Origin of the sequence: Streptomyces sp. AJS327 (genome assembly GCF_013450295.1) — a bacterium.
Taxonomy (GTDB): domain Bacteria; phylum Actinomycetota; class Actinomycetes; order Streptomycetales; family Streptomycetaceae; genus Streptomyces.
Map to the genome: position 1 here is coordinate 1,248,389 of NZ_SKBR01000002.1, position 20,797 is coordinate 1,269,185.

Sequence of the window (20,797 nt, forward strand, 5' to 3'; positions counted from 1 at the left end):
GTCACTCTCCCCCCTGGCGCCGCTCGCGCGGCTCGGGCCGGCCCGGCTGCTCGCCGCCACGCTCGGTGACGTAGGTCTCGGTGGGGACCATCACCTTGCGCCGGAAGACGCAGACCTCGGTGCCGTCCTGTTTGTAGCCCCTGGTCTCCACGTGCACGATGCCCCGGTCGCTCTTGGAGCGGGAGGGGATCTTGTCCAGCACCGTGGTCTCGCCGTAGATCGTGTCCCCGTGGAAGGTCGGCGCCACGTGCCGCAGGGACTCGATCTCCAGGTTGGCGATCGCCTTCCCAGAGACGTCCGGCACGGACATGCCCAGGAGCAGCGAGTACACGTAGTTGCCCACCACCACGTTCCTCCCGAAGTCCGTGGTGTGCTCCGCGTAGTGCGAGTCCAGGTGGAGCGGGTGGTGGTTCATGGTGAGCAGGCAGAACAGGTGGTCGTCGTACTCGGTGACGGTCTTGCCGGGCCAGTGCCGGTAGGTGTCACCGACGGTGAACTCCTCGTAGGTGCGGCCGAACTGCATGGTTCTCAGGCCTCCGGGGGCTCGAAGGTGGTGGTGCGGCGCATCCCGGCCGCGCGACCCTTGCCGGAGATGACGAGCGCCATCTTCCGGCTCGCCTCGTCGATCATCTCGTCGCCGAGCATCGCCGAGCCCTTCTTCCCGCCGGCCTCGGAGGTGCAGTAGTCGTAGGCGTCCAGGATCATCTCGGCGTGGTCGTAGTCCTCCTGGGACGGCGAGAAGATCTCGTTTGACGCCTCCACCTGCCCCGGGTGCAGCACCCACTTGCCGTCGAAGCCGAGCGCCGCGGCGCGGGCCGCGACCTCGCGGTAGCCGTCCACGTTCCGGATCTGGAGGTACGGCCCGTCGATCGCCTGGAGGTCGTGGGTCCTGGCGGCCATCAGGATCCGCATCAGGATGTAGTGGTAGGCGTCCGCCGGGTAGCCGGGCGGCTGTTCGCCCACCACCAGCGACTTCATGTTGATCGACGCCATGAAGTCAGCGGGGCCGAAAATGATCGCCTCCACGCGGGGCGAGGCCGCCGCGATCTCGTCGACGTTCACCAGGCCCTTGGCGTTCTCGATCTGCGCCTCGATGCCGATCCGGCCCACCTCCAGGCCGACCGTCCGCTCGATCTGCGTGAGCAGCAGGTCGAGCGCCTGAATCTGCTGCGCGTCCTGCACCTTCGGCAGCATCAGGCAGTCCAGGTTGGCTCCCGCGCCCTCCACGACGGTGATCACGTCGCGGTAGGTCCAGTGCGTGGTCCAGTCGTTGACGCGCACCACCCGCGTCTTCCCGGACCAGTCCCCCTCGTTGAGGAACTTCACGATGGTGTGCCGGGCGCCCTCCTTGGCCAGGGGAGCGCAGGCGTCTTCCAGGTCGAGGAAGACCTGGTCCGCCGGGAGGCCCTGGGCCTTCTCCAGGAACCGCGGATTGCTGCCGGGAACGGCGAGGCAGGAGCGGCGGGGGCGGACCGGCCGCTGCCGGTTGGCGCTGGTCATGCGGGGACCTCCAGGGGGTCTAGCTGGTTCGCGGTACGGATCTCGTCGACGACGCGGTCGATGATCTCCGTGATGCCGAAGTCCTTGGGGGTGAACACGGCGGCCACCCCAGCGGCACGCAGTGCCTCCGCGTCCGCGGACGGGATGATGCCACCGACCACGACGGGGATCGGCGACCCCGCCGCGCCACCGGCTGCCGGAGCATCCGCCTGGCGGATCAACTCCAGTACCTCCGGCACGAGTTCGGCGTGCGCGCCGGAGAGGATCGACAGGCCGACGCAGTGCACGTCCTCCGCGACGGCGGCCGCGGCGATCTGCCGCGGGGTCAGCCGGATGCCCTGGTAGACCACCTCGAACCCGGCGTCCCGGGCGCGCACCGCGATCTGCTCGGCACCGTTGCTGTGCCCGTCCAGCCCGGGCTTGCCGACCAGCAACCGCAGCCTGCCCACCCCCAGTTCGCGGGCGGTGGCGTCGACGCGGCGGCGTACCGCGCCGAGCGCCGAGCCCTCCTCGGCGGGCACGGCGACCGGTGCCCCGCCCACTCCGGTCGGCGCCCGGAACTCACCGAAGACCTCGCGCAGCGCCTCGGTCCACTCGCCCGTCGTCACCCCGGCGCGGGCACACTCCAGACTCGCCTCCATCAGGTTCGCGTCCGAACGCGCGCTCTCCTTCAGCGCCTTGAGCGCCTGCTCGGCCGAGTCGCCGGAGACGGACTCCGTACGGGTGGCGCGCCAGCGCCGCAGCGCCTCGACGACGGCCGTCTCGTTGGCCGGGTCGACGGTGTGGATCGCGGTGTCGAGGTCGGCCGTGAGCGGGCTGGGCTCGGTCGACTCGTAGCAGTTGACGCCGACGATCCGCTCCTCGCCCGACTCGATCCGGGCGCGCCGTTCGGCGTGCGAGGCCACCAGCCGCGACTTGAGGTAGCCGGACTCGACGGCGGCCATCGCGCCGCCCATCTCCGAGATCCGCTCGATCTCCGCCTCCGCCTCGGTGACCAGGGCCGCGACCCGGGCCTCGACCACGTGGGAGCCCGCGAAGATGTCCCCGTGCTCCAGCAGGTCGCTCTCGTGCGCGAGGACCTGCTGGATCCGGAGCGACCACTGCTGGTCCCAGGGGCGGGGCAGCCCCAGCGCCTCGTTCCAGGCGGGCAGCTGGACCGCGCGGGCCCGGGCGTCCTTGGAGAGCGTCACGGCCAGCATCTCCAGCACGATCCGCTGGACGTTGTTCTCCGGCTGCGCCTCGGTCAGTCCCAGCGAGTTGACCTGCACGCCGTAGCGGAAGCGCCGCCGCTTGGGGTCCTGGACGCCGTAGCGCTCGCGGGTGAGGCGGTCCCAGATGTGCGTGAAGGCGCGCATCTTGCACATCTCCTCGACGAACCGCACGCCCGCGTTGACGAAGAACGAGATCCGGCCGACCACGTCCGCCATCCGTTCGGGCGGCACCTGCCCCGAGTCGCGCACCGCGTCCAGCACCGCGATCGCGGTGGACATCGCGTAGGCGATCTCCTGGACGGGGGTGGCCCCCGCCTCCTGGAGGTGGTAGCTACAGATGTTGATCGGGTTCCACTTGGGGATCCGGTTGACCGTGTACGTGATCATGTCGGTGGTCAGCCGGAGCGAGGGGCCGGGCGGGAAGACGTGCGTCCCGCGGGAGAGGTACTCCTTGACGATGTCGTTCTGCGTGGTGCCCTGGAGTTCCGCGATGTCGGCGCCCTGTTCCTCGGCGACGACCTGGTAGAGCGCCAGCAGCCACATCGCGGTGGCGTTGATCGTCATCGAGGTGTTGGTGCGTTCCAGCGGGATGTCCTGGAACAGCCGCCGCATGTCGCCCACATGGGAGACCGGCACCCCGACCCGGCCGACCTCACCGCGCGCGAGGACGTGGTCCGGGTCGTACCCGGTCTGGGTGGGGAGGTCGAAGGCGACCGAGAGTCCGGTCTGGCCCTTGGCGAGATTGCGCCGGTACAGCGCGTTGGACGCCTCAGCCGTGGAGTGCCCCGCGTACGTCCGCATCAGCCACGGGCGGTCTTTCTGCGTCATCGCGCGGTGTCGCCCTTCTCCCGTGCCGGAGCGCCCTCGGCGTCCCGGAAGAGGTTGATGGCGTCGAGGTGCTGGGCACGCTTGGCGGTGTCGCGCACGCCCAGACCCTCCTCGGGCGCCAGGGCCAGCACCCCGACCTTGCCCTGGTGGAGGTTCCGGTGCACGTCGTAGGCGGCCTGACCGGTGTGCTCCAGCGGGTAGCTGCGGGAGAGCGTGGGGTGGATCCTCCCCTTGGCGATCAGCCGGTTGGCCTCCCACGCCTCGCGGTAGTTGGCGAAGTGCGAGCCCACGATGCGCTTCAGGGACATCCACAGGTACCGGTTGTCGTACTGGTGCTGGTACCCGGAGGTCGAGGCGCAGGTGACGATGGTGCCGCCCTTACGGGTGACGTAGACGCTCGCCCCGAAGGTCTCCCGGCCCGGGTGCTCGAAGACGATGTCCACGTCCTCGCCGTCGGTCAGCTCCCGGATGCGCTTGCCGAACCGCTTCCACTCGCGCGGGTCCTGCTCGTGCTCGTCCTTCCAGAAGCGGAAGTCCTCCGCCCTGCGGTCGATGATCGCCTCGGCGCCCATCCGGCGGCAGATGCGGGCCTTGTCCTCACTGGAGACCACGCACACCGGGTTCGCCCCGCCCGCCAGCGCGAACTGCGTGGCGTAGGAGCCGAGTCCGCCGCTGGCTCCCCAGATCAGCACGTTGTCGCCCTGCTTCATCCCCGCCCCGTTGGAGGAGACCAGCTGCCGGTAGGCCGTCGAGTTGACCAGCCCCGGCGCCGCCGCCTCCTCCCAGGTCAGGTGCGCTGGCTTGGGCATCAGCTGGTTCGACTTGACGAGCGCCAGCTCCGCCAGGCCGCCGAAGTTGGTCTCGAACCCCCAGATCCGCTGCTCCGGGTCGAGCATCGTGTCGTTGTGCCCGTCGGCGCTCTCCAGCTCCACCGACAGGCAGTGCGCCACCACCTCGTCGCCCGGGCGCCAGGCGTTCACCCCGGCACCGGTCCGCAGTACGACGCCCGCCAGGTCCGAGCCGATCACGTGGTACGGCAGGTCGTGCCGCTTCGCCAGCGGGGAGGTGCGCCCGTAGCGCTCCAGGAACCCGAAGGTGGGCAGCGGCTCGAAGATCGATGTCCAGACGGAGTTGTAGTTCACGGAGGAGGCCATCACGGCCACCAGGGCCTCGCCCGGCCCCAGTTCGGGAACCGGCACCTCCTCCAGGTGGAGCGACTTGCGGGGGTCCTTGTCCCGGCTCTCCAGTCCTTCGAACATCCCGGCCTCGTCCTTGTGGACGGTGACCGCCCGGTAGGACTCGGGGACGGGCAGGTGTGCGAAGTCGTCGGCTGTGGTGTCGGACGCGAGTATCGCGTCGAGGATCGTGTTCACGGTGTGCCTCCGGCGAAGCGTTTGTTCGGGAGAACGCTTGAGGGGACGTCGGGTGTGAGGCAGTGCCGTCGGTTCGGCGGTGTGGCCCTGCTGTGGCAGCGCTGGTGAGCGCGGGAGATTGCCTGTGACGCGGGGCCGGGCGCACGGCGTGTGCCGTCGGGACTGTGCCCGGCCGACGCCAACGTATGACACCCAGTGCCAGCGCACAAGACACTCGGTGCCAGAAATTTCTCTCTGATGTGAAGGGGGTGGCTCAGTTGAGCGATGATCGATCGATCTCGCCGTCACGGGCCCCGGCACGTCGATCTGTCGCGCTGTCGATGGGGCGCCTGATCGCTCTGTCGACGCGGCACCCCAGGGGGCCAGCCGTGCCGGACGCGGCCGCGCGGCGCGAAGCGGCGCCGAGCGGTGCCGACCGCCGGGGCGAGGGCCTCCCGGACGGGTCGGGGCGCCGAACGGGCTGGACAGGCACCGGAGTTGGCGGGGCCCCGACGGTCAGCGCGGACGACCGGCCGTGGGGCCGGGGCCGTGGAGAGGAGGGGAGGGGCGCGCCGGGGGAGCCGCATGCCGCAGGACGTGTGACCGTCGGCGGGCGGGCGCCGGTGCTCCGCTGGGCGGGCGCGTGGAGCGGGGGAACGTCGGAGGGCGGCGGGGCGGACGGGGCGGCGCCCGGTGGGCCGGGCGCCGCCCGCTCAGTCCCCCTGGAGCGCGGACTCGATGGTGCGCATGATCTCGCTCAGCGGGGCGTCCACCCGAGCCACCGTCACCAGGACCTCGCCGCGCCGCTCCGTCTCCGCGGCCCCCTCGCGCTCCGCGTCCCCGGCGGCCGGACGGTTCGCGCCGAACCCGGTGCCGAAGGTCTTGCGGACGATCGCGAAGGCGTGGTCGAGCTGGGCCTCGACGTCCCCGACCGCGCCGCCGCGCAGCCAGCGCCGTAGCACGTGGTTGTGCGCGGAGACCACGGCCGAGGCGGCGACCTCCGCCAGCAGGGGGTCGTCGTCGCCGTCGCGGTGCGCCGACTCGTCGAAGTGGCCCAGCAGGTAGCGGGTGAACAGTCGCTCGTAGCGGGCGACGGAGGCGATCTCCCGCTCGCGCAGCGCGGGTACGTCCCGGGTCAGCTTGTACCGCTCGACGCTGCCGCGGGGGGAGGCCGCGTACATCCGGATGACCTCCTTGATCCCCCGGCAGACGGTGTCGAGCGGGTTCTCGTGCGCGGGAGCCGCCTCCAGGACCGCCTGGGCGCGCACCAGGGTCTCGTCGTGGTCCGGGAAGATCGCCTCTTCCTTGGAGCGGAAGTGCCGGAAGAAGGTGCGCCGGGCGACTCCGGCGGTCGCCGCGATCTCGTCCACCGTCGTGGCCTCGTAGCCCTTCGTCGCGAACAGCTCCATGGCCGCCGCGGCCAGTTCACGGCGCATCTTGAGGCGCTGAGTGGCCGCCGCGCTGGTGCGCGGGGCGGCCGAACGGGAGGGCTTCACGGACTGAGGCATGTGGTGAACGTTACACGCCGTGATGGACTCCGGGGGTGGGGCGCCGGAGGGCTCCAGCAACCCACCCCAGCCGGCCGGGGCGCCGGGAGCCCGCGGGGTTCCGGTCACCGCCGCGCGTACTCGCGGAAGCCCCGGCCGGTCTTCCGCCCGAGACATCCGGCGGCGACCAGGTGTTCCAGCAGCGGGGCCGGGGCCAGCCCGGGGTCGCGGAACTCGCGGTGCAGCACCTGCTCGATGGCGAGGGACACGTCGAGCCCGACCACGTCGAGCAGTTCGAAGGGGCCCATGGGGTAGCCGCCGCCGAGCTTCATCGCGGCGTCGATGTCGTCCGGCGTCGCGTAGTGCTCCTCCACCATCTTCACCGCGTTGTTCAGGTACGGGAACAGCAGCGCGTTCACGATGAAACCGGCCCGGTCCCCGCAGTCCACGGGGTGCTTGCGCACGGCGGCGCAGACCTCGCGCACCGTGGCGAGGGCGTCGTCGGCGGTGAGCACCGTGCGCACCACCTCGACGAGCCGCATCGCGGGCGCCGGGTTGAAGAAGTGCATCCCGACCACGTCCCGTGGACGGGAGGTGGCCCGGGCGCAGGCCACCACGGGCAGCGAGGAGGTGGTGGTGGCCAGCACCGCGCCCTCCCGGCACACCGCGTCGAGCGCGCCGAACAGCTCCCGCTTGACCGCCAGATCCTCGGCCACCGCCTCGACCACCAGATCCACCTCGGCCAGCGCGTCCAGCGAGCCCGCGGGGGTGATCCGGGCCAGCGCCCGCTCCCGGTCCTCCTCGTCCATCCGGCCCCGCGCCACCGACCGGCCCAGGGAGGCCGCGACCCGCTCCTTCGCCGTGTCCGCCTTCTCGGCGCTCCGCGCGGCCAGCACCACCGGGTACCCGGACGTCGCGAAGACCTCGGTGATGCCCGCGGCCATGGTGCCGGAGCCGACGACACCGACGGTGGTCACGGGGCGGCCCGGGGCGGTCGCGGCTGACGGGTCCGGGGTCTCGGCGTCGGGGACGAGCTGCCCGCTGCCGGGCGCCGCGTAGGTGTAGAAGCCGCGCGCCGCCTTCCGGCCGGTGAGACCGGCGTCGCTGAGCTGCCGCAGGATGGGGGCCGGGGCGTGCAGCCGGTCGTGCGAGGCGGCGTACATGGCGTCCAGCACGGTGCGTGCCGTGTCGATCCCGATGAGGTCCAGCAGGGCGAGCGGGCCCATGGGCAGGCCGCAGCCGAGCCGCATCGCGGAGTCGATGTCCTCCCGGGTGGCGTAGCGGGACTCGTACATCGCCGCCGCCTGGTTGAGGTAGCCGAACAGCAGCCCGTCGGCGACGAATCCGGGCCGGTCGCCCACCGCGATCGGGTCCTTGCCCAGCTCGCGGGCGAGCTGGGTGACGGCCGCCACCGCGTCGGGAGCGGTCAGTACCGAGGAGACCACCTCGACGAGCCGCATCGCGGGCGCCGGGTTGAAGAAGTGCAGCCCCAGGACGCGTTCGGGACGGTCGGAGTCGGCCGCGAGCCGGGTCACCGAGAGGGCGTTGGTGCCCGTCGCGAGGATCGTGTCCGGCTTCACGACGCCGTCGAGCGCCGCGAAGACCTGGCACTTGGTGTCGTAGTCCTCCGGGACCACCTCGATGACGAGGTCCGCCTCGGCGGCGGCGTCCAGTTCGGGGAAGGTCCGGAAGCGGGCGAGGGCGTCCGCGCGCTCGGCCTCGGTGAGGTGACCGCGCTCCACGGCACGGGCGGTCGAGCACTCCAGCGCCGCGACGGCGCGGGCCGCCGCTGCGTCACTCGTGTCGATGCCGATGACCTCGCGCCCCGCACGGGCGAGAACGTCGGCTATGCCGGTGCCCATGGTGCCGAGGCCGACGACGGCGATGGTGTTCAGGGGTGGACGGTCCATCACGGGACTCCAGAGGGTGACGACTGATGAGGGTGTGCTGGTCCGCACCGCTGTGCGCGACGGGGCGTGAAGCCCGTACGGGTGCGCACGGCAACGGAGTTGGCTTACCGGACTCTCCGGAGACCGGCCCTGTCCCGGGGCCGCTCCGTATCCGAGCCGCGCGATCCGGGCGACGCCCGGACCCCCGCCGAACCGACCGCACTCACGGCGGCCGCGTCACCAGGCCGCCGAGCGGGGGTGCCGCTCTGTCCGGCAGGCTAACTCGTGGGTAACCAGGAAGCCAAGGGTAGAAGCACTTCCAGAACTGTGGTTCGGACCACGTGGGGGAGGCCGGAGTGGGCGATGCATTCCGATCGTTGATCGATCGCGTACGGACCGAGGCTGACCCGGTTGAGTACTCGCGACTGGTCAAGCTCGCTCGACAGCGCACCCCGGAGGCCCGGGACCGATTGGCCACCGTGCTGGTCGAGCCCCAACAGCCGCTGTGGGCACGGGAGGTCGCCGCGTTCGCCCTGGGCAGCGCGGGGGACCGCAGAGCCTTCGAGACGCTCGTCTTCCTCCTGAACTACCGGGACCCGGTCTGCTGTGCCACGGCGGCCCAGGCCCTGGAACTCCTGCGCGATCCGCGGACCGCCCGGGCGGCCGCCGCGCTCGCCACCAACGAACTGCGCACCGCCTACGCCCTCTACCCGGTGCGGCTGCTGACCGCGCTGCGTGCCCCCGAGTCGGTGCCCACCCTGATCAAGGTGCTGCAACGGCTGCTCATCGGTCCGGTGCACTACTGGCCGATCGCGGAGGCCTGCGTGCAGGGGCTGGGCGCGCTGGGGGACCGGCGGGCGATTCCCGTGCTGGACGCCGCCGCCGAACACCACCGGCTCTGCCCCTCGGCGCTGGCCGCCCGGGCCCGAATTCCCTACTGACGGCGGGCCGTTGACGCGGACCCGGCGGCCCGCCCCTCCCGTGAGCGCCGGAGACCCCGCGGTCGACCCAGCCGCCAGCCCGAGCCGTCGCCTCAGCGGACGAGCGAGCCCAGCAGCGAGTAGCAGCGTCCGTAGGTGGGCCGTACCCCGGGCGTCTCGGTGAATATCCCGTGTCCCGAGTCGTGCGCTCCGGCCTCGGCGGCCTCGGCGTGCGCCCGCTGACTCGTCCACAGCGAGTAGAGCAGCACCCGGGTCCCGTCCGTGCTCAGGTGGAAGTGGGCTCCCAGCGCCCCGGGGGTGCGCGCGTCCGAGGGCTGGGCGGCGATCAGGGCGTCAACGAAGTACCGCTGCCGTTCCGGGCCGTCGGTGTCGAAGGTCGCCGTGATCAGACAGCCCGGCTCCTCGGAACCGTCCGAGCCGTCCAGGCTGCGGTAGACCCGGTAGTACACGGGTTCGGCCGCCCACACACCCTCGGTCTCCGGCCGCCGCACACCGCAGCGACGGCGGCTCTCGTCGTTCACCCACTGCCCGTAGGCCAGCAGGGCCTCGCCGTCGGTGCTCGCGAACACGCTCCAGGAGACGAACCCCTCCGGCAGCGGCTCCCGTTCCCACTGCCCGAGCAGCGCCTCACCCACCTCGGCCTGGCGTGCGGCCGCCCCGGTGAAGTGCGGGTTGATCTCGATGGTGCCGACCCCGGGCCGTGTGACGGTGGGGAAGGCCAGCGAGCGGGTCGGGGTGGCGGCGGGCATGCTGGAATCCTCCGTGCGGTCGGGCGGGGGTGAGGACCATGGTGGGAGGCCGGTTTCGGCCCGGCAAGTGCTTATCTGGGCGTCCTCCCCTCCCGTCGCGCGTCAGCACCACGGGGGTCGCGGGGCCCTCGCCCCGCTGACCGGTGTGGAGATCCGGCGGCCGGTGTCCGGGGAGCCGCGCGGCTCCGAGGGGCTGCCCACACCTTCGGGTGAAATCCCGACAGGGGGTGTCGGGTTGGCCCGTCACAGTGGGGCGATGACCTACACCTGGGCGGCCGTACGGGCCGCCGAACCGACCTTCGCCGACCTCGTGGAGCGTCGCTTCCGGCGCTTCACCCACCACGTGCTCGGCACCCTCACCGCCGACGGTTCGCCCCGCCTGACCGGTCTGGAGGCCGACTTCCGGGAGGACGAGCTGTGGCTCGGCATGATGCCCAACTCCCGCAAGGCGCTGGACCTGCGGCGCGATCCGCGCTTCGCGCTCTTCGCCAACCCGGGCGGCGACGTGGAGCCGGAGAGCCTCGACGACGTGCGCGTCGCCGGCCGCGCGGCCGAGGTGACGGACCCCGCGGAGGTCGCGCGCTACGCGGCGGGGCTGCGGGAGGGCGCCGCGCCGGAGGTCTTCCACCTGTTCCGGGCCGAGGTGACGGAGGTGACCCGGGTCACCATCGAGGTCCCCGACATCGTCGTGGAGAGCTGGCGGCCAGAGGGGGGACTGCGCAGACGCCGCCGTGGCAACGACGCCTCGCCACCGCGCGAGGACCGCTGAGCAGCCCGGCCCCGTGGCCCCGGCCGCCGCCCGCCTCCGGCCCGTGCGTGGGCGCGGAACGGTGGCGGGCCGGGGGCTACAACAGCGTCAGCTGGACACCGTCCCCCTCCTCGGGGGCCGCGTCCCACGCCGCCTCGACCGGGCGTCGGCCGGGGGCGGTCTCCCGCTCCCGGCGCTCCCTCTCGATGCGCCGGGCGGCGCCCCGGTCGGCCGGGCCCATGCCGTACTCGGCCGCCAGCTCGTGTACCTGCCGGGTGACACGGCGCTGGTACCAGGTGGGCGCGTAGGCGCTGTCCGCGTACAGCGCCCGGTAGTGCTGGACCAGCCCGGGGTGGTGCTCGGCCAGCCACGCCAGGTACCACTCGCGCGCGCCGGGGCGCAGATGGAGCGCCAGCGGGGTGACCGAGCTGGCGCCCGCCGCGGCGATCGCCCGTACCGTCGTGCGGAGTTGGGCCGGCGAGTCGCTGAGGAACGGGATCACCGGCGCCATCAGCACCCCGCAGGGGATACCGTGCGCGACGAGCGTGCGCACCACGTCCAGCCGCCGCTCCGGGGCGGGCGTGCCCGGCTCGACCGTGCGCCACAGCTCCTCGTCGGTGAACCCCACGGAGACCGAGACCCCCACGTCGCAGACGGCCGCGGCGGAGCGCAGCAGGTCGAGGTCGCGGAGGATGAGCGTGCCCTTGGTGAGGATGGAGAAGGGGTTCGCGTAGTCGCGGAGCGCCGTGAGGATGCCCGGCATCAACCGGTAGCGTCCCTCGGCCCGTTGGTAGCAGTCGACGTTGGTGCCCATCGCGATGTGCTGGCCGCCCCAGCGCCGGGAGCCCAGCTCCTTGCGGACCAGTTCGGGGGCGTTGACCTTCACGACGACCTGTGAGTCGAAACCCGCGCCGGTGTCCAAGTCGAGGTAGCGGTGGGTGTTGCGCGCGAAGCAGTACACACAGGCGTGGGTGCAGCCGCGGTAGGGGTTGACCGTCCACTCGAACGGCATCCGGGAGGCGCCGGGGACCCGGTTGATCAGCGAGCGGGCGCGCACCTCGTGGAAGGTGACGCCCCGGAACTCAGGGGTGTCGAAGGTGCGGGTCACCGCGTCGGTGCCGAACAGGCCGGGGGTGCCGGCCGGTCCGTCTCCGCTCATCTCGTCCCAGCGCATGGCGCCGCCTCCTACCGGGTCGCTGCCTCGTACATGGAATAGAACATCTGTTCCTTTACCTGCTGTCAACCCGGATCCCCCCGGGGGTGGACATGGCGACGGACCCACCCGGACCTCGCCCCGCGCCCGACAGCGCCCCCGCGCGGATCGCCCGCCCGTCCTCACGGCGCGCGACCCGCGTGTGGCGGCGTCCGAACACCCCGGCGCGGGGGCGTACATGGCTGAGCCGTCAGTCCGGGGTGTCCGGCGGCGGTGCGGGATCCCCGGACGGATCCCCGGATTCCGGCCACGCCGCCCCCGACGCCTGCCACTCGGCGAGCAGCCGGTCGTAGACCGGGGTCGGTTCCGCCCGACGCGGATCCGGAACGGTGGTTGCCGGGCGGGGCCGCCCGGCCGCGGAGTCTCGACTGGTGTTCATGTCAGAACCAACCGCCGGAGGCCGCCGTGGGTCGCGGGTGAGTGTCCCGCGACGGGGAGCGTGGGAAGACGCGTTCCCGCGTGGCCCGCCACCCGGCCGCGCGGACCCCGGTCTCCGCCGTGGCCTGCGAACCCACCGCCGGGAACCCCGATTTGGGCCGTCGCCCCCGGGGTGATTGGCTGGCACGCCACGAGCGGAGCCACAGACGGGCGTCCCGTCAGACAGGCACCAGTACAGGAGGAGCCATGGCGCAGGTCGAGTCGGTCACCCAACGCGAGATCGCGGCGAAACCGGACGACGTGTTCGACACCATCGCCGACTACGGCGAGACTCGCGGCACACTGCTTCCGGGGCAGTACAGCGAGTACGAGGTGCGGGAGGGCGGCGACGGCGAGGGCACCGTCGTGCACTGGAAGCTCCAGGCGACCAGCAGGCGCGTGCGGGACTGCCTGATCGACGTCACCGAACCCGCCGACGGCGAACTGGTGGAGAAGGACCGCAACTCCTCGATGGTCACGACCTGGACGGTCACGCCGGGCAGCCGCGCCGGTACCTCCCGCGTCACCGTGACCACGGTGTGGAACGGCGCCGGTGGCATCGGCGGCTTCTTCGAGAAGACCTTCGCGCCCAAGGGGCTCGCCCGGATCCACGACGAGGTGCTCACGGCGCTCGCCGCCCACATGGAGAAGTAACCCGGCGGCCACGACCCCCCGGAACCGTGCGCCCCCGGCGGTCCGAGCGGTTCACCGGCGGGAGTGGCGGCGTCGCCCCACCCGGGACCTCGGCCCCGGGGGCCGCGAGGCCCGGGACGCGGCCGGAAGCGCGATTCCCGGTCCGTGGGCCGCCGTCGCGGCCGCCGGAGCGCCGCCCGTCGTGCGCCCCGCCCCGTCGGTCCCCGCCGACGGGGCGCTCCTCACCCCCTCCGTCCGCCGCCCCACCCCGGAGCACGGGACCCGACTCCGTGCGCCCCGCGTGGACGACGGGTGCGGCGACCGTGCGCCCGCGCGCCGTACCTCCGCCGCGCTCCGTCACCGCTCCCGTGCCCACTCACCGTTTCGGGTGATGTCCCCGGTGGTCCCAGCGAGCCCGCCGAAGGCCGGGCTCCCGCCAACACCGCTGGTGAGCCCGGAACAGCTGCTCCGCATCGGGGAGTTGGACGGCGTGGCCACCGGGTACGTACCCGGCGAACGAGACTTGCTCTCCCATGTCGCCAGTGCGAGAAATGCCCCTCGAACAGTCAGTACGACGAGGGAGCGCGATGGGTCACCCCGCCCTCAACCAGAACCAGCGCGGCTCCGCGACCGTCGACCCCACCATCGATCTCCCCGCGCGACCGCACCCCACCGAACCCCCGGGCCCGGCCGCCCCCCACCCCCGGCACGCCCCAGCCGCCTGGGACGCCCCTCCGCTCGGCCCGCCCGCGGCCGCCCCACCCGCACCGCAGGCCTACCCGCCGAGGACCAGCGTGCCGAAGGCCCGCCCGCCGACGGCCGGTTCACCCGCGGCCACCCCGCCCCCAGGCAGCGGCCCATCGCCGTGCCACCCACCGCGCGACGCCCCCGGCCCGGGCCGGGGGCGGGTGGTGGCCGCCGCGCTGATGCTCACCACGCTGCTCGCCACCCTCGATCAGACCGTCGTCGCGACCGCCCTGCCGGAGATCGCCGGAGAGCTGGGCGGCGTCCACTCCCCGCCCTGGGTCGTCACCGCCTACCTGCTCGCGGCGGCGGTGGTGATGCCGGTCCACGGGAAACTCGGTGACCTGCTCGGCCGCAAGGGCGTCTTCCTCTGCGCCGTAGCTGTGTTCTCCCTCGGCTCCGGACTCGCGGGCTGGTCGCGCACCATGGAGGAGCTGATCGTCTTCCGGGCCGTGCAGGGCGCGGGCGCCGGGGGCCTGGTGGTCGGCGCTCAGGCGATCATCGCCGATCTCGCCCCACCCCGTTCCCGCGCCCGCTATCTCGGCCTGTTCGGCGCGGCGTTCGGCGTCGCGGCCGTCGCGGGACCGCTCCTCGGCGGCTGGTTCACCGACACCCTCTCCTGGCGCTGGTGCTTCATCGTCAACGTCCCCGCCGGGCTGCTCACCCTTCTGGTGATCGGAGGCGTGCCGCACCTCCCGCGCCCCCGCGTCCGCCGACGGCTGGACGTGCCCGGCGCGCTGCTCCTCGCCGCCCTCTCCACCTGCCTGGTACTCCTCGCCACCTGGGGCGGTGGCGAGTACGCCTGGCACGATCCCGTCATCCTCGGCCTCGCCGGTGGTGCGCTGCTCGCCCTGCCGCTCTTCCTCCTCGCCGAGCGCCGCGCCGCCGAACCCCTCCTGCCACCACGTCTGTTCCGCGACCGCACGGTCGCCCTCACCAGCGTGCTCGCGGTCCTCGTCGGGGCCGCCCTGTTCGGCGCGACCAGCTACCTGCCCGGCCTCCTCCGGATGGTCGAGGGCGTCAGCGCCACCCGGTCCGGCCTGCTGATGCTTCCCATGGCGGCCGGGCTGGCCCTCGCCTCGGTGGCGTCCGGGCTGCTCATCTCCCGCACCGGCCGCTACCGGTCCCTCCTGGTGCTCGGCTGCGCCTGCGCCACGGCGGGGATGTGGCTGCTGTCCCGGCTGGAGCCCGACGCTCCCCGGCACGGCTACGCGCTGTGGACCGCGCTTCTCGGGATCGGCGTCGGCCTTGTGCTGCCCGCCCTGATCGTCGCCGCGCAGAACGCGGTTCCGACGAGCGACCTCGGCGTCACCACCGGCGCGCACACCTACTTCCGGCAGATCGGCGGCAGCGCGGGCGCGGCCCTGCTCTGCGGCCTGCTGAGCCACCGGCTCGCCGCCGGATCCGACCGGGAACCGCCGCCGGACGCCAGCGGGCTCCCCGGGAGCGAGTTCCTGACGCCGCAGCTGGTGACCCAACTCCCCACCGTCGTACCGGACTCCCACGCCCCCCTCTACGCCGAGGCCATGCCCGGCGTCTTCCGCTACCTCGCGCCCGTACTGCTGCTCGCGCTCCTGATCGCCCTCGCCCTCAAGGAGAGTCCCCTGTTGTCCCAGAACGCCTCCGTGCCCTCGCCGCGTCCCTCTGACAACGGCGCCCAGCCCCCGCCCGCCCCCTCGGACCCGGACGCCCCCACGGCGCCGGTCGCCGCCGAGGCCCCGGCCGCGCGGAACCGCTCCGGTGCCCCCGTCTGCGGCAGTGTCCGGCACCCCGACGGCTCCGGTGTGGCGCGAGCCGCGCTGACCCTCGTCGACGGCTCGGGACGGCAGGTCGGCCGGGGCGGTACGGGCGAAGACGGCCGGTACGCGCTGGGCACCCCAGGCGAGGGCAGCTACGTCCTCATCGCCGCCGCCGACGGGCACCAGCCGCGGGCCGTCACCGTCACCGTGCGCGGGCGGCCCGTCGACCTCGACGTGGTGCTCGGCGGCGCCGGGAGCCTGTCCGGCTCGGTGTGCACGGCGGACGGGCACCCCGTGCGGGAGGCCGCCGTCACCCTGACGGACGCCTGCGGTGAGGTCGTCGCCTCGGCGCGCACCGCGCGGGACGGCGGCTACCTCATGGCCGGGCTCGTCGCCGGTGAGTACACCCTCGCGGCCAGCGCCTCCGCCTACCGTCCGGCCGCGCTGCCGGTGTCGGTGCGCGCGGCGCACGAGACCCGGCAGGACCTCGAACTCGCCGGTGGCTCGGTGCTGCGCGGCGCCGTCCGGGCCGACGGCGGCCAGACCGTCACCGACGCCCGGGTGACCCTGGTGGACGCGGCGGGCAACGTCGTCGACACGGCGACGACCGGCCCGGACGGCGCCTTCCGCTTCGTCGATCTCTCCGCGGGCGAGTACACCGTGATCGCCTCGGGCTATCCCCCGGTCGCCACCGCGCTGCGCGTCGACGGGGGAGGCCGCACCGAACAGGACCTCCACCTCGGCCACGACTCCTGACGGGTACGCGCTGACAGCGCACCGCCCCGGACGCCGTACCGGAAGCCGTCCCCGGTCTCCGGAGCCGGGGCGGCCGCACCGGAACGGGCGCGGAGACCGTCCCGACAGCGCGCTACCCGCACCCCTCACCGGCCTCTTCTGTCCCGTCCATCCCGCTTCGACCGCTCCCGCGCCGCACTCGGCGCCGGAACCGGCCACATCGGTCCGACCGCTGCGAAACCCGGCGGAAACCTCGGACACCGCCCGCTGAATGGCTGGTCAATGGGCGGAAAGGATGATGTCTCGGCCACCCCGTCCCCGAGTTATCCACAGGGGTGTCGCCCCGTCAGGCGACCGCGTAACGTGCCGCTCATGAAGATCCTGATCAGTGCCGACATGGAAGGCGCCACGGGGGTGACCTGGCCCGCCGACGTGCTGCCCGGCACCCCCCAATGGGAGCGCTGCCGCCCGCTGTTCACCTCGGACGTGAACGCCGCCATCGCCGGATTCCACGCCGGGGGCGCCGAGGAGGTGCTGGTCAACGAGGCCCACTGGACCATGCGCAACCTGCTGCTCGAACAGCTCGATGACCGCGCCCAGATGCTGACCGGCCGCCACAAGGACCTCAGCATGCTCGAAGGCATCCAGCACGGAGACGTCGACGGCGTCGCCTTCGTCGGCTACCACACCGGCGCGGGTGCCGAGGGGGTCCTCGCCCACACCTACCTCGCCAACTCCATCACCGGAGTCTGGGCCGACGGCGTCCGCGCCAGCGAGGGATTCCTCAACTCCCTCGTCGCCGAGGAGTTCGGCGTCCCCGTCATCCTCATCACGGGCGACGACCGCACCGCCGAGGACGCCCGGGGGTACGCCCCCCACGCCGAGACCGTCGCCGTCAAGGACTACGTCTCCCGGTACGCCGCCGTCTGCCGCACTCCCGCCCGCAGCGCGGCCGACATCGAGGCCGCGGCGGCCCGCGCCGTCGCCCTGGCCGGGCGCACCACCCCACCACCGAGTCCCCGCCCCCACACCGTCGAGCTTGAGTTCGACGCCGAGCACCTCGGGGGCGCCGCCACCGTCGTCCCCGGAGTCGAGCGCGTGGCCGAGCGCCGCGTCTCCTACACAACCCCCTCGATGTACGAAGCGATCCGCTGCTTCAAGGCCGTCACCACGGTCGTCTCGGCGGCGGTGGAGGAAGCGTATGGCTGAGCGAGCACCGCACATCGACCAGATCGCGCTGGACGAGGTCGTCACGGCCACCTCCGACCTCATCCGGATGGACACCACCAACCGTGGCCACGGCGAGGGTTCGGAGCGCCAGGCCGCCGAGTACGTCGCGGACCGCCTGGCGGACGTCGGTATCGAACCCGTCATGCTGGAGAAGGCGCCCGAGCGGACGAACGTCGTCGCCCGCGTCCCCGGCAGCGACCCCTCGGCGGACGCCCTGCTCCTCCACGGCCACCTCGACGTGGTCCCCGCCGAACCCGCCGACTGGAGCGTCCACCCCTTCTCCGGGGAGATCCGGGACGACGTGATCTGGGGTCGCGGTGCGATCGACATGAAGAACATGGACGCGATGATCCTCACCGTCGTCCGTGCCTGGGCCCGTGCCGGGATCCGCCCGCGCCGGGACGTCGTGCTCGCCTTCACCGCCGACGAGGAGGACAGCGCCGAGTTCGGCTCCGAGTACCTCGCCGACGCCCACCCCGACCTCTTCGAGGGCTGTACCGAGGGCTTCAGCGAGTCCGGCGCCTTCACCTTCCACCCCGGCAACGGCCTGCGCATCTACCCCGTGGCCGCCGGGGAGCGCGGCACCGCCTGGCTCAACCTCACCGCCCAGGGCACCGCGGGGCACGGTTCGAAGGTCAACCGCGCCAACGCCGTCAGCAGGGTCGCCGACGCCGTCAGCAGAATCGGCGCCCACCAGTGGCCGGTGCGTCTCACCCCGACCGTGCACGCCGCCCTCACCGAACTCGCCCTCCTGCACGGGCTCACACCCCCCGGCCCCCAGCCGACCGACGCGGAGGTCGACTCCCTCCTCGCCCAACTCGGCCCGGCCGCGGCGCTCGTCGAGCCCACCGTGCGCAACAGCGCCAACCCGACCATGCTCCAGGCCGGGTACAAGGTCAACGTCATCCCCGGCAGCGCGACCGCCGCCGTCGACGGCCGGATGCTCCCGGGCGGCGAGGAGGAGTTCCACAGCACCCTCGACGCCCTCACCGGCCCGGACGTCCACTGGGACTTCCAGCACCGCGAGGTGCCGCTCCAAGCCCCCGTCGACGGGCCCACGTTCGCCGCGATGCGCGAGGCGCTGCTGCACTTCGACCCGGACGCGCACGTCGTGCCGTACTGCATGTCCGGCGGGACCGACGCGAAGCAGTTCTCCCGGCTCGGCATCACGGGATACGGCTTCTCCCCCCTCCGCCTCCCCGAGGGCTTCGACTACCAGGCCCTCTTCCACGGCGTGGACGAGCGTGTCCCGACGGACGCGCTGCACTTCGGCGTCCGCGTACTCGACCGCACCCTGCTCGCGCTCTAGCGCCCGGAACCCACAGGAGACTGACCCCCCATGGCGACTCTCCAGGCCCCCTACGGCTCCTGGCCGTCCCCGATCGACGCCCGCCTGGTCGCCGCGCACGACGGACGCCCCGAGTACCTCAACGCCGTCGGAACCGAGATCTGGTGGACGGAACCCCGCCCCGAGGAAGGCGGGCGCCGCGCCCTGATGCGCCTGTCCGACACCGGTGGCGAGGCCGTCTCCGTCCTGCCGCCACCCTGGAACGTCCGCAACCGCGTCATCGAGTACGGCGGACAGCCGTGGGCGGGCGCCCCCCGGGCAGAGGGCGGGCCGCTCGTCGTCTTCACCCACTTCGGCGACCAGCGCCTCTACGCCGTCGAGCCGGACGCCCCCGCGGCCGAGCCGCGGCCGCTCACCCCCATCTCCCGGGTGGTTCCGGGTGGGCTGCGCTGGTGCGACCCCGTGGTCCTCCCCGACCGGGGCGAAGTCTGGTGTGTGCTGGAGGAGTTCACCGGGCCGTCGCAGATCGAGGTGCGGCGCGTGCTGGTGGCCGTCCCGCTCGACGGCTCCGCCGCCGAGGACCGTGACCGCGTCCGGGAACTCACCGACCAGTCCACCGGCAGTCGCTTCGTCACCGGCCCACGCGTCTCACCCGACGGGCGGCGGGTGGCCTGGATCGCCTGGGACCACCCCGCGATGCCGTGGGACAGCAGCTTCGCCCGCGTCGCCGACGTGTCGGCGGAGGGCGTTCTCACCTCCGCGCGCACCCTCGCCGGTGGCCCCAAGGAGTCCGTAGCCCAGCTGGAGTGGGCGGCTGACGGCACCCTGCTCTACACCTCGGACGCTGACGGCTGGTGGAACCTCCACCGGGCGGACCTCTCCGCCGGGACCCGGGCCACCCCCCTCTGCCCCCGCGAGGAGGAGTTCGGCGCCGGGATCTGGAAGATCGGCCAGCGCTGGTTCGCCCCGCTTCCCAACGGACTCATCGCCACCATCCACGGCCGGGGCTCGATGCGGCTCGGCATCCTCGACCCCGAGACGGGCGAGCTGGTGGACGGCACCGGCCCCTGGACCGAGTGGGCCGGAACGCTGGCCGTCAGCGGCAGCCGGGTCGTCTCCGTCGCCGCCAGCCCGCACAGCGGCTACGAGGTGGTCGAACTCGACACCTGTACCGGCCACAGCCGGGTCATCGCGGGCCACCACCACGATCCCGTCGACCCGGCCCACTACCCCGAACCGCGCGTCCGTTCCTTCACCGGCCCGGACGGCAGCGAGGTACACGCCCACGTCTACCCGCCGCGCCACCCCGAGTACTCCGCCCCGCCCGGCGAGCTGCCGCCGTACGTCGTTTGGGCGCACGGCGGCCCCAACAGCCGCTCCCCGCTCGTACTCGATCTGGAGATCGCCTACTTCACCTCACGTGGGATCGGTGTCGTCGAGGTCAACTACGGCGGCTCCACCGGGTACGGCCGCCACTACCGCGACCGTCTCCGGGAGCAGTGGGGTGTGGTGGACGTCGAGGACTGCGCCACCGTCGCGCGCGCTCTGGCCGAGGAGGGCACCGCCGACCGCGCTCGCCTCGCCATCCGGGGCGGCAGCGCCGGTGGCTGGACCACCGCCTCCTCGCTCACCAACCCCGGGACGGCGGGGCTCTACGCCTGCGGCACCATCCAGTTCCCGGTGCTCGACCTGGAGGCGTGGGGGAACGGCGAGACACACGACTTCGAGTCCCGCTACCTGGAAACCCTGATCGGCCCGCACGCGGAGGTGCCCGAGCGGTACCGCGAACGCTCACCACTGCTGCGGGCCCACCAGGTTGACGCCCCGTTCCTGATCCTCCAGGGCCTGGACGACGTGATCTGCCTCCCCATCCAGTGCGAACGGTTCCTGGAACGCGCCAAGGGAACCGGGGTGCCCAACGCCTGCCTCACCTTCGCCGGTGAGGGGCATGGCTTCCGTCGAGCCGACACCATCGTCACCGCCGTGGAGGCCGAACTCTCCCTGTACGTCCAGTCCTTCGGCATAACGCGGGACGACATCCCCCGGCTGGGGCTGGAGAGCTGACCCGGCGCCCCAGGCGGGGCGAACCAGGG

The 20,797-nt window shown here is 72.9% G+C and carries 15 protein-coding genes; 7 read left to right on the plus strand and 8 right to left on the minus strand.

Features of this window, described 5'->3' with window-relative positions; genetic code table 11:
- Position 1: 1 nt before the first annotated feature.
- The 6 genes from E0L36_RS15005 to E0L36_RS15030 form a co-directional block, all read right to left on the minus strand.
- Positions 2-523 carry a MaoC family dehydratase gene (locus tag E0L36_RS15005; protein ID WP_180929520.1) on the minus strand — a complete coding sequence of 174 codons (522 nt, stop codon included), beginning with the start codon at positions 521-523 and terminating at the stop codon, positions 2-4.
- A 5-nt stretch (positions 524-528) separates the two neighbouring features.
- On the minus strand, positions 529-1,500 hold the full coding sequence (locus E0L36_RS15010) for a CoA ester lyase (RefSeq protein WP_180929521.1): 972 nt from the start codon (positions 1,498-1,500) through the stop codon (positions 529-531).
- Positions 1,497-3,539, minus strand: coding sequence for a protein meaA (locus tag E0L36_RS15015; protein WP_180929522.1), 2,043 nt, complete (start codon positions 3,537-3,539; stop codon positions 1,497-1,499). Before E0L36_RS15015 ends, E0L36_RS15010 begins: the two co-directional genes overlap by 4 nt.
- On the minus strand, positions 3,536-4,912 hold the full coding sequence (gene ccrA / locus E0L36_RS15020) for a crotonyl-CoA carboxylase/reductase (protein WP_180929523.1): 1,377 nt from the start codon (positions 4,910-4,912) through the stop codon (positions 3,536-3,538). Before ccrA ends, E0L36_RS15015 begins: the two co-directional genes overlap by 4 nt.
- A gap of 692 nt (positions 4,913-5,604) precedes the next feature.
- Positions 5,605-6,399, minus strand: coding sequence for a TetR family transcriptional regulator (locus E0L36_RS15025; RefSeq protein WP_180929524.1), 795 nt, complete (start codon positions 6,397-6,399; stop codon positions 5,605-5,607).
- A gap of 104 nt (positions 6,400-6,503) precedes the next feature.
- The gene (locus E0L36_RS15030; protein ID WP_180929525.1) at positions 6,504-8,288 is read right to left on the minus strand and encodes a 3-hydroxyacyl-CoA dehydrogenase family protein; all 1,785 of its coding nucleotides are present in this window, start codon (positions 8,286-8,288) and stop codon (positions 6,504-6,506) included.
- Positions 8,289-8,623: 335 nt separating this feature from the next.
- On the opposite strand from E0L36_RS15030, the gene E0L36_RS15035 reads away from it, so the two are divergent.
- The gene (locus E0L36_RS15035; protein WP_180929526.1) at positions 8,624-9,208 is read left to right on the plus strand and encodes a HEAT repeat domain-containing protein; all 585 of its coding nucleotides are present in this window, start codon (positions 8,624-8,626) and stop codon (positions 9,206-9,208) included.
- 92 nt (positions 9,209-9,300) lie between these two features.
- On the opposite strand, the gene E0L36_RS15040 is transcribed toward E0L36_RS15035, so the two are convergent.
- Complete coding sequence (locus E0L36_RS15040) at positions 9,301-9,957, minus strand: antibiotic biosynthesis monooxygenase (RefSeq protein ID WP_180929527.1); 657 nt, start codon at positions 9,955-9,957, stop codon at positions 9,301-9,303.
- A gap of 256 nt (positions 9,958-10,213) precedes the next feature.
- Here E0L36_RS15040 and E0L36_RS15045 point away from each other — a divergent pair, with 256 nt between their 5' ends.
- On the plus strand, positions 10,214-10,726 hold the full coding sequence (locus E0L36_RS15045; protein ID WP_180929528.1) for a pyridoxamine 5'-phosphate oxidase family protein: 513 nt from the start codon (positions 10,214-10,216) through the stop codon (positions 10,724-10,726).
- Positions 10,727-10,802: 76 nt separating this feature from the next.
- On the opposite strand, the gene E0L36_RS15050 is transcribed toward E0L36_RS15045, so the two are convergent.
- Positions 10,803-11,879 carry an Rv2578c family radical SAM protein gene (locus tag E0L36_RS15050; protein ID WP_180929529.1) on the minus strand — a complete coding sequence of 359 codons (1,077 nt, stop codon included), beginning with the start codon at positions 11,877-11,879 and terminating at the stop codon, positions 10,803-10,805.
- A gap of 663 nt (positions 11,880-12,542) precedes the next feature.
- On the opposite strand from E0L36_RS15050, the gene E0L36_RS15055 reads away from it, so the two are divergent.
- The 5 genes from E0L36_RS15055 to E0L36_RS15075 all read left to right on the plus strand — a co-directional run bounded on the left by E0L36_RS15055 (position 12,543) and on the right by E0L36_RS15075 (position 20,768).
- On the plus strand, positions 12,543-12,989 hold the full coding sequence (locus E0L36_RS15055; protein ID WP_180929530.1) for an SRPBCC family protein: 447 nt from the start codon (positions 12,543-12,545) through the stop codon (positions 12,987-12,989).
- Positions 12,990-13,555: 566 nt separating this feature from the next.
- Positions 13,556-16,207: an MFS transporter gene (locus E0L36_RS15060; protein ID WP_180929531.1), complete on the plus strand. Its 2,652-nt coding sequence runs from the start codon at positions 13,556-13,558 to the stop codon at positions 16,205-16,207.
- A 351-nt stretch (positions 16,208-16,558) separates the two neighbouring features.
- The gene (locus tag E0L36_RS15065; protein ID WP_180929532.1) at positions 16,559-17,395 is read left to right on the plus strand and encodes a M55 family metallopeptidase; all 837 of its coding nucleotides are present in this window, start codon (positions 16,559-16,561) and stop codon (positions 17,393-17,395) included.
- Positions 17,388-18,725: a M20/M25/M40 family metallo-hydrolase gene (locus tag E0L36_RS15070; RefSeq protein WP_180929533.1), complete on the plus strand. Its 1,338-nt coding sequence runs from the start codon at positions 17,388-17,390 to the stop codon at positions 18,723-18,725. Before E0L36_RS15065 ends, E0L36_RS15070 begins: the two co-directional genes overlap by 8 nt.
- 30 nt (positions 18,726-18,755) lie before the next feature.
- Positions 18,756-20,768 carry a prolyl oligopeptidase family serine peptidase gene (locus tag E0L36_RS15075; RefSeq protein WP_180929534.1) on the plus strand — a complete coding sequence of 671 codons (2,013 nt, stop codon included), beginning with the start codon at positions 18,756-18,758 and terminating at the stop codon, positions 20,766-20,768.
- The last annotated feature ends 29 nt before the right edge of the window (positions 20,769-20,797 follow it).

Bases quoted from the DNA above. Each gene is read 5' to 3' on its own strand.
- E0L36_RS15055 (WP_180929530.1), top strand. From the start codon at position 12,543: ATGGCGCAGGTCGAGTCGGTCACCCAACGCGAGATCGCGGCGAAACCG.
- E0L36_RS15060 (WP_180929531.1), top strand. From the start codon at position 13,556: ATGGGTCACCCCGCCCTCAACCAGAACCAGCGCGGCTCCGCGACCGTC.
- E0L36_RS15070 (WP_180929533.1), top strand. From the start codon at position 17,388: ATGGCTGAGCGAGCACCGCACATCGACCAGATCGCGCTGGACGAGGTC.
- E0L36_RS15045 (WP_180929528.1), top strand. From the start codon at position 10,214: ATGACCTACACCTGGGCGGCCGTACGGGCCGCCGAACCGACCTTCGCC.
- E0L36_RS15050 (WP_180929529.1), bottom strand. From the start codon at position 11,879: ATGCGCTGGGACGAGATGAGCGGAGACGGACCGGCCGGCACCCCCGGC.
- E0L36_RS15025 (WP_180929524.1), bottom strand. From the start codon at position 6,399: ATGCCTCAGTCCGTGAAGCCCTCCCGTTCGGCCGCCCCGCGCACCAGC.
- E0L36_RS15005 (WP_180929520.1), bottom strand. From the start codon at position 523: ATGCAGTTCGGCCGCACCTACGAGGAGTTCACCGTCGGTGACACCTAC.
- E0L36_RS15040 (WP_180929527.1), bottom strand. From the start codon at position 9,957: ATGCCCGCCGCCACCCCGACCCGCTCGCTGGCCTTCCCCACCGTCACA.
- E0L36_RS15065 (WP_180929532.1), top strand. From the start codon at position 16,559: ATGAAGATCCTGATCAGTGCCGACATGGAAGGCGCCACGGGGGTGACC.
- E0L36_RS15030 (WP_180929525.1), bottom strand. From the start codon at position 8,288: ATGGACCGTCCACCCCTGAACACCATCGCCGTCGTCGGCCTCGGCACC.
- E0L36_RS15015 (WP_180929522.1), bottom strand. From the start codon at position 3,539: ATGACGCAGAAAGACCGCCCGTGGCTGATGCGGACGTACGCGGGGCAC.
- E0L36_RS15010 (WP_180929521.1), bottom strand. From the start codon at position 1,500: ATGACCAGCGCCAACCGGCAGCGGCCGGTCCGCCCCCGCCGCTCCTGC.
- E0L36_RS15075 (WP_180929534.1), top strand. From the start codon at position 18,756: ATGGCGACTCTCCAGGCCCCCTACGGCTCCTGGCCGTCCCCGATCGAC.